The 513-nt window shown below is 31.6% G+C and carries 1 protein-coding gene; it reads left to right on the top strand.

What is annotated here, in order from left to right:
- On the top strand, positions 1-513 hold a 513-nt coding region (locus N2257_10875; protein MCX7794888.1), incomplete at both ends, for a hypothetical protein.

The following is a 513-nucleotide window of genomic DNA, read 5'->3' as shown; positions in this document are numbered from 1 at the left end:
CTGAAGGGACCATAGATCCTCATAAGTATTTAGCTATTAGAGGTGTTCAGCACTTACAAGAATTTTTACTAAACGAAATTCAAGGTGTTTATAGATTACAAGGTGTTACTATTAATGATAAACACATAGAGATAATAATAAAACAGATGTTATCTTTTGTAAGAATTGTTGATCCTGGAGTGTTGCCTAAGAATTATAAATCGAAGAAATTTTATGAGTTTATTTATGGTGAGATCGTTCAGAGAAAAGTTTTTGAGGAAGAGATTAAAAAGTTAGAAGATTATATTAAAGAATTAAAAAAAGAAAAGAAGTACGATGAAATAAAAGATATAAGATTACCTAAAGCTGAACCGATTCTTTTAGGAATTACTGCTGTTGCGAGTGCTTCTGAGTCATTTTTATCAGCGGCTTCGTTCCAAGAAACAAGCCGAATACTTACGCAAGCAGCAATTGAATGTAGAGTGGATAATTTGTCAGGTTTAAAAGAGAATGTAATACTCGGACGTCTTATTC

It is taken from the genome of Thermodesulfovibrionales bacterium (assembly GCA_026417875.1).
Classification (GTDB): Bacteria; Nitrospirota; Thermodesulfovibrionia; order Thermodesulfovibrionales; family CALJEL01; genus CALJEL01.
This window is presented reverse-complemented; position numbering and strand designations above follow the sequence as displayed.